Annotated in this window: 1 protein-coding gene; it reads left to right on the top strand. The window is 34.8% G+C overall.

Features of this window, described 5'->3' with window-relative positions:
* On the top strand, positions 1–248 hold a 248-nt coding region (locus SB749_RS19230; protein WP_410711712.1), incomplete at its 5' end, for a hypothetical protein.
* Between the last annotated feature and the right edge of the window lie 39 nt (positions 249–287).

Below are 287 nucleotides of genomic sequence, written 5' to 3'. Positions count from 1 at the left end.
AATTGATACGTGAGCGCCGTGAGTTATTAGCTGAAGATAAGGACTCTGATAGGTTAGAAGAATTAAACCAAGAGTTAGAAGAACTCGGTTATGGTTACATTCATCCTGATGAAGACTATCGGCAATTTTTAATTGCTAGAAGTAAGTACTTAAGATTTGGAGAAGAAGTCGCCAGTGTTGAGGCTAGAAAAAAACTTATCAAAAGTTTATTAAAAGATTTAAAGGTGTCAGACGATGAGACACATTGATAAACGCCATTTTTCCAATTGTAAAACAAAAACTTGGGA

This window comes from Brevibacterium sp. SIMBA_078 (assembly GCF_046534565.1).
Lineage (GTDB): Bacteria > Actinomycetota > Actinomycetes > Actinomycetales > Brevibacteriaceae > Brevibacterium.
This window is presented reverse-complemented; position numbering and strand designations above follow the sequence as displayed.